This is a genomic window from Brevibacterium sp. S22 (assembly GCF_004745485.1).
In the GTDB taxonomy this organism is placed as follows: Bacteria; Actinomycetota; Actinomycetes; order Actinomycetales; family Brevibacteriaceae; genus Brevibacterium.
Genome location: NZ_RHFG01000006.1, coordinates 165,431 through 172,250 on the forward strand (window position 1 = coordinate 165,431; position 6,820 = coordinate 172,250).

The 6,820-nt window shown below is 67.3% G+C and carries 4 protein-coding genes; 1 reads left to right on the forward strand and 3 read right to left on the reverse strand.

Annotated features, from left to right (window positions below; translation table 11 throughout):
- Positions 1-11: 11 nt before the first annotated feature.
- Positions 12-1,400 carry a D-arabinono-1,4-lactone oxidase gene (locus EB835_RS08140; RefSeq protein WP_240688630.1) on the reverse strand — a complete coding sequence of 463 codons (1,389 nt, stop codon included), beginning with the start codon at positions 1,398-1,400 and terminating at the stop codon, positions 12-14.
- Positions 1,397-2,659, reverse strand: coding sequence for an amino acid deaminase/aldolase (locus EB835_RS08145; protein WP_135808964.1), 1,263 nt, complete (start codon positions 2,657-2,659; stop codon positions 1,397-1,399). The genes EB835_RS08140 and EB835_RS08145 overlap by 4 nt, the downstream gene beginning before the upstream one ends.
- Before the next feature lie 49 nt (positions 2,660-2,708).
- Here EB835_RS08145 and EB835_RS08150 point away from each other — a divergent pair, with 49 nt between their 5' ends.
- Positions 2,709-4,310, forward strand: coding sequence for a succinic semialdehyde dehydrogenase (locus EB835_RS08150; RefSeq protein ID WP_135808965.1), 1,602 nt, complete (start codon positions 2,709-2,711; stop codon positions 4,308-4,310).
- A gap of 168 nt (positions 4,311-4,478) precedes the next feature.
- Here the strand turns inward: EB835_RS08150 and EB835_RS08155 are convergent, their stop codons facing one another.
- Positions 4,479-6,410, reverse strand: a complete 1,932-nt coding sequence (locus tag EB835_RS08155) for a penicillin-binding transpeptidase domain-containing protein (protein WP_168216662.1) — start codon at positions 6,408-6,410, stop codon at positions 4,479-4,481.
- Positions 6,411-6,820 lie beyond the last annotated feature (410 nt).

Consider the following 6,820-nt stretch of genomic DNA (forward strand, 5'->3'; position numbering starts at 1 on the left):
GTGCCCGGCCCTCAGCGCCGGGTGAGACCGAACAGTGAGTCTGTGAAGCGGTTGCCGAACATGGCCTCCGGGTCCAGGCGGGTCCGCAGGGCGCAGAAGTCCGCGAAACGCGGATAGAGTTCGGACAGTTCAGCGGCCGTGCGTGTGTGGATCTTGCCCCAGTGGGGCCGGCCGCCGTGCCGGCACAGAATCTCCTCGATGACGCGGAAGTACTCCGCGAAGTCCTCCTTGATGAAGCGATGGACGGCGATGTACATCGTCTCCCGCCCAGACGCCGTCGACAGCGGCACATCATCGGCGGCCGCACACCGCACCTCGAGCGGGAAGGAGATCGACCAGCCCTTGGCCTCGATGGTCTCGCGGATCTCCCGAATCGCTTCGGGCCCGGCGGCGAAGGGCAGTGCGTACTCCATCTCATTGAACCGCACCCGGCGTGGGGTCACGAACACATCATGCCCCGGCGCCCGGTACGTCCGATCCGCGACGACGGACTGGGCGATGCGATTGATCGGGGGCACCGCGGCCGGGATCTTCGCCCCGAGCTCGACCGCCAGGCGCAGCGCCCCGTTCTCCACCACCTCTTTGTCGAGGAGGTTGAGCCACCGATTGCGCACCCCCGCCTCGGCGAGGTGGCCCGGTCCGGACTGTCCCGGCCCCACCCGGGTGTTCGTCTTCGTCAGCACCGAATCGGTGTGCGGGAACCAGTAGAACTCGAAATGGTCGGCCCCGCGCATCCGCTTGGTCAGCCCGTCGAGGAGTTCGTCGAATCCGGCCACCTTCTCCTCGGCGATGAGGTCGAATGCCGGCACGCACTGGAGCTCGACCTCGGTGATGACACCGAGGACGCCGAGGCTGACCCGCGCGAGGTCGAAGGTCTCCGGGTCCGCCTCGGCCGACAGTGCCCGCAGCTGACCGTCGGGGCCCATCAGGCTCAGCCCGGTGACGGTCCCGGCGAATCCGGTGAACCCGATCCCGGTGCCGTGCGTACTCGTCGAGATCGCACCGGCCAGGGCCTGGGGGTTGACGTCGCCCTGATTCTCCAGGGCCAGGCCGAAGGGTTCGAGCAGGGCCGGAACGTCCCGCAGCCGGGTGCCGGCGCCGAAGCGCACCCGCATTCGCGGTTCGTCGACGGCGACGATCCCGGAGAGTGCGTCGAGGCTGACCATGACGTCGTCGCCTGCGGCCACGGGGGTGAAGGAATGTCCGGCCCCGACGATCCGCAGCCTGTCCCCTGCCGCAGCTGCGTCCGTGACGATTCCGGATAGTTCCTCCGCCGAGGCGGGGCAGGCGAATGTGTGCGGATGCGCATGGACGTGACCGGCCCAGTTCCGAAACGCGTGCCTGCCTCGGCCCGAGCCCCGATCGGACCGTTCGCTCCGTCCTGACTGCACTGTGCTCACAGAACGAGCCCCTCTCCCCGATAGGTCGTCCAGGAATCGCTGATGCGGTCCTGGGACACGATCTGGAATTCGTTGAAGTGTTCGGCCAGCTCCCCGGCCTTGGCGTGCCGGAACCACACAAGATCGCCGATGCTCAGTGTCTCAGCACCCGGCCCCGTCAGCGGCGTCTGCACCTCTCCGGGTCCCTCGAGACTCGAGTAGTCGAGGCCCGGTGGCCAGGCGATGGTCGGCAGACGGTCGGGGCCGGGGACTCCGGAGGCGACGAATCCGCCTTTGAAGACCGTCACCCAGCCGGGAGCCGGGCGCCGCACCACCGGGCTGACGAAGTAGGCGGCCGGGCGGTGTCGGAAGTGCGTATAGCCGTCGAAGAGCCCTGGGGAGAAGAGGCCGGAACCGGCGGCGAGTTCGGTCAGAGTGCCTTCGACGGAGCTCGATTCGAACGAGCCGGTTCCACCTCCGTTGATGAAGGCCAAGTCGGCGACGTCACTCACTGCGGCGATGACGGTTGCCCGGCGTTCGGCGAGTTCGGCGATCGAGGCTCTCTGCATGGCCCGTACGATCGTCTGCCGCACCGAGCGTCCGGCGTCGGCGGTGCCGGCGATCTGTCCTTCGTAGAACATCATCCCGACGAGGTCGAACCCGGGCCGGGCCGCAACCTGCCTGGCGAGCGTGACAGCGGATCTGGCGTCACGGATCGGTGAGCGCCTGGCCCCGATATGGACTCGATCGCCCAACCAGGACTCGGCCGGACGATACGAGGAATCGACGTCGATGCACACCCGCACCGAGGCGGCTCCCGCCTCGGCGACGGTCGCCCCGGTCTCCCCCGGACCGGTCCCGTCCGGGACGGAACCGCGCCCCGCCTCGGCGACGGTCGTGCGGACCTGTTCGATGATGTCGAGGTGATCTACGGAATCGATCATCACGGTGATGTTCTCGCACGCTCCCGCCTCGGCGAACATCCGAGTCAGGGCGGGCCGGTCGAGGCTGGGATAGCCGATGACGATATCGCGGATGCCGCGGGCGTGGAGGCAGAGCGCCTCGGGGACGGAATATGCGAGCACACCGGAATAGGCGGGATGGGCGAGTGCCCGGTCGATGGCGGCGGGCACGCGCAGCGACTTCGTGGCCAGGCGGATCGGCAGTCCGTGAGCGCGCTCGGCCAGGGCGTCGAGGTTCGCATCGAAGGCCTCGAGGTCGACGACGGCGGCGGGTGCACAGGTCCCGTTCAGCGCACGCCGGAGACCACTCGAAACCATATTCGGTAGTCTAGCCTGCGATGACCTACGTCACAGGAAGAGGAAGCCGATGAAATCAGAGACCACAGCCGACGCCTCCGCGGCGGGCACTGCCGGGACCGCATCCGCGCACGTCACCGCGGCACTGCGAGACTTCCTCGACACCGATCCGTACGCTGATGCTTCCGGCTCGGGTGAGGTGATGCGCGGCGTCGAGCCGTTCACCGGCACCGAGGTCGACCGGTTCGCCCGGAACACCTCCGGCGATATCGAGGCCGCTTATGCCACGGCCCGCATCGCCGGCAGCGCATGGGCCGCTCAGTCGGTTCAGCACCGGGCGAAGGTGCTCACTCGACTGCATGCATCGCTGCGCCGCCACGAGGATCTGCTCCTCGACATCATCCAGTACGAGACCGGCAAGGCCCGCATCCACGCCTATGACGAGATCCTCGATACCTTCAATGTGCTGCGCCACTACGGGGTGATGGCCGCCGGCTATCTGCGACCCGAGCGTCGCCGCGGGGCGATCCCCGTGCTCACCCGCACCGAGGTCACGCGGACTCCGCTGGGCGTGATCGGGTTCATCACACCGTGGAACTACCCGCTGACCTTGGGCGCGACCGACCTGTTCGCGGCCCTGACCGCCGGAAACGCCGTCGTCCACAAGCCCGATTCGACGACGACGCTGACCTCGGTCTTCATGCGCCGACTGGCGATCGCGGCCGGTCTGCCGCCGGAGGTGTGGCAGCTCGTGCCCGGCCCCTCCTCCGAGGTCGGGCCCGCTCTCATGGCCGGCGCCGATGGGATATCGTTCACCGGCTCGACCGCCGCGGGACGCTCGATCGCCGCCGAGGCGGGGCAGCGTCTGCTTCCGGCCGCCCTCGAGCTCGGGGGCAAGAATCCCCTGGTCGTGGCCTCGGACGCGGACCTGGCGAAGGCGGTCGAAGGTGCCGTGCGCGGGTCGTTCTCCTCGGCCGGCCAGCTGTGCATCTCCATCGAGCGCATCTACGTCCACGAGGACCTCTACGAGGCCTTCTGCGCCCATTTCGCCGAGGCGGCCCGCGCCTACCGTCTCGGCGCCGAGTTCGAGTACGGCCCGGACATGGGCACCCTGGCAGGACCGAAGCAGCTCGAGACCATCACCAGACATGTCGAGCAGGCTCGCAGCGTCGGAGCCACGGTCCTCGCCGGTGGATTCCCGGTGCCCGAGCTCGGTCCCTACTTCTATGCCCCGACCGTGCTCACGGGTGTTCCCGCCGCAGCGGAGCTGCACCGCGAGGAGACATTCGGCCCAGTCGTCTCCGTCTATCCGGTGCCCTCAGACGCCGCGGCCATCGCTGCCGCCAATGACAGCGAATATGGGCTCTCGGCCTCTGTGTACTCCCGTTCCCACGGACGCGAGATCGCGCGGCAGATCGAAGCCGGAATGGTCAACGTCAATGAGGTCTACCCAGCCAGCTGGGGGTCCATCGACGCTCCGGCCGGCGGAGTCAAGGCCTCGGGGATGGGCCACCGGCACGGGCCCGAAGGACTCTTTGCGTTCATGCACTCGCACACGATCGCCGAGCAGCGCCTCCACCCGATCGCACCGGCCGGCCCTCTCGATCAGAAGACATTCGCGAAGGCCATGACCGGGGCACTGTCAGTGATGCGGTCCCTGCGCATGAAGTAGCTGCGGCTTCCAGGGAGAAATGGTCGCAATCGGATACTTCTGACGCCGAAGAGTATCCGGTTGTGGCCTCAGACCTCAGTTTGGGCCAGAGTATCCGGTTGTGACCACTTCGGCGGCCAAGTCGGCTCGGTGGGAGACGCCTTGCGACGGATGCGGCCCGAGTGGGACTCAGTTGACGGCGGTGAAGAATTCGTCAGCCACCGGGACGGCCGCCTCGGCGCCGAATCCGCCGTCCTCGACGAGCACGGCCACAGCCAGATCACCCTGAAATCCGGCAAACCATGAGTGGGTGCGCGGCGGGGTGTCGCTGCCGTATTCCGCCGTTCCGGTCTTGCCGTGGACGGGATCACCGGGAACGCCCTTGATGTCGGTGGCGGTGCCCGCGGTGACAGTCTTGCGCATCATGTCCGCGATCTGCTTCGCCGCGTCCGCGTCGAGGGAGGCAGCATCACCGGCGGCCCCATCGTCGTCGGCATTCGCATCGTCGAGGGCTTCGCCGAGGATGAGCTGCGGGCTGATCGTCTCCCCCGCCTCCACCGAGGCGGCCATCGTCGCCACGGCCAGCGGGCTCGACTGCACCTTGCCCTGGCCGATCATCTGTGCGGCATGCGTGACCTCGTCGTCGGCGACCGGCACCGAGGCCATCTTCGCCCCGAATCCGGAGGCATCGCTGAGCATTCCGAGTTGGGCGGCGGCGTCGGCCACTTCGTCGCCGGCGACCGTGTCCCCGGAGGAGACGAACGCGGTATTGCACGAATGGGCGAAATCTTCGGCGAAGCTCACGGACCCGAGCACTTCGTCTTCGGCATTCTTGAACTTCTTTCCGCCGATGCTCACGGTCTTCGGGCAGTCGATGTCGTCGCCGGGCTTCACACCGCCGTCGAGAAGCGCCAAACCGGAGGCGATCTTGAATACCGAGCCGGGAGCGTATTGGCCGCTCAGTGCCCGATCCCAGGCGGCACCTTCCGGGTCATGGTTGGCCACGGCGAGCACCTGTCCATCGCTGGGGCGGATCGCGACCACGGCTGCCGGCTTCTTCGCGGTCGCCGCTGCCTCGTCCGCGGCGGTCTGAATATCGACGTCGAGGGTGGTTTCGAGGTCCTCACCGGCCTTCTGCTCGAAGGCGTGCAGGCTCGTGAGCTTCGTCTTTCCGCCTTTGTCATCGGCTGCGTCCCCTTTGCCGAAGACTTCGACGCTGCCCGGACCGCTGAGGCGCGCATCGAAGGTCTTCTGCAGACCGGTGCGGCCGACGATGTCACCGGCGATGATCGCGCCGTCGGACTCCTTGATGTCTTCGGCGCTGGCGGGCCCGACCGAACCGAGGGTGGCCTGCGCGAATCCGCGGGACCGGGTCAGGTTCTGGGTGCCCTCGGAGAAGAGGACGCCCGGCAGATCGTGGATCGCGTCTTTGACTTGTCCGTAGTCGTCTTCGCGCAGGGTGACGACGGGGACGAGCTGGTTGCCTTCGGCATCGTCGACCGTGTCTTCGATGTCACCGGCGTCGAGGTCGAGGGAGTCGACGCCGTCGTTGAGCCCGTTGACGAGCGTGTCGATGGTGTCGGGCTCCAAACGATTCGGGTGGACACCGATATCGACGACCGTCCCCTCTTCCATGAGCACCTCGCCCTCGGCGCCGAGGATGTTCCCGCGCTTCCCGGGATTCGCGCGCAGTTCGAAGCTGCCGCCCTTGCTCAGTTTCGGGTGGATGGCCTTCTCCGTGAGATTCGCCCACCAGAACAGTCCGTTCTTCTCCAACGGCAGCTGAGAGCTGTACTGCCAGGCCTCACCGTCGGTGTTCGCCCAGGTCCATTCGAGGCTCGCCATGGTCCGGCCGTCGGCTTCGGTGATGTCGTCGACGGAGACCGACCGCAGGTCGACTCTCTTGCCCAGCGCTTTCGTGACGCGGTCGAAGAGTCCTTGGGCGAGATCCTTCTCATGCCAGATGTCCGAGCTCAGCTGCTCTTCGGCGAGATCGTGGGCGGCAGCCTCGGCGGCGGAGGACTTGGTCATCGGGAGCCGGGCGAGCGCGAAGACTCCGGCTCCGACGAGCAGCACGAGGACGAGCGCGATGGCCAACCAGATCCGAGACTTCTTCGACATGCGACCATCCTCTACCGAGGTATCGTCGATGTCCATCGCGGTTCGCCGAGCTTGTCGTTGAGCCTCGGCTTCTGGACAGCCGGCCGCGGTTTGGTGCCGAGTTCTCCGTTGAGCCTCGGCTTCAGGACGGCCGGCCGCAGGTTGCCCAGTTCCCGGTTGAGCCTCGACTTCAGGACGTCTGGCCGCAGTTTGGTGCCGACGCGACTGCTGATGTGGCCGCCCGCCGTCGCGAAATGGGCCCCTCCCGCAATTGTCTGGTCGATCCACAGCGGTATCCGCCCGCCTTGGGTTCAAGGAGTCGTCGCAACACCTCCAGTGAGGAGGATGTTGCCATGGTCCGTCCCGGACCCCGTTCCCTGCCAAGCACGGTCGAGGCCCAATTCTGGGACCTGATCAGGACAGGGTTAGGC

Excerpts from the sequence above, each read along its gene's own strand:
- EB835_RS08145 (WP_135808964.1), bottom strand. The coding sequence starts at position 2,659 with ATGGTTTCGAGTGGTCTCCGGCGTGCGCTGAACGGGACCTGTGCACCC.
- EB835_RS08150 (WP_135808965.1), top strand. The coding sequence starts at position 2,709 with ATGAAATCAGAGACCACAGCCGACGCCTCCGCGGCGGGCACTGCCGGG.
- EB835_RS08155 (WP_168216662.1), bottom strand. The coding sequence starts at position 6,410 with ATGTCGAAGAAGTCTCGGATCTGGTTGGCCATCGCGCTCGTCCTCGTG.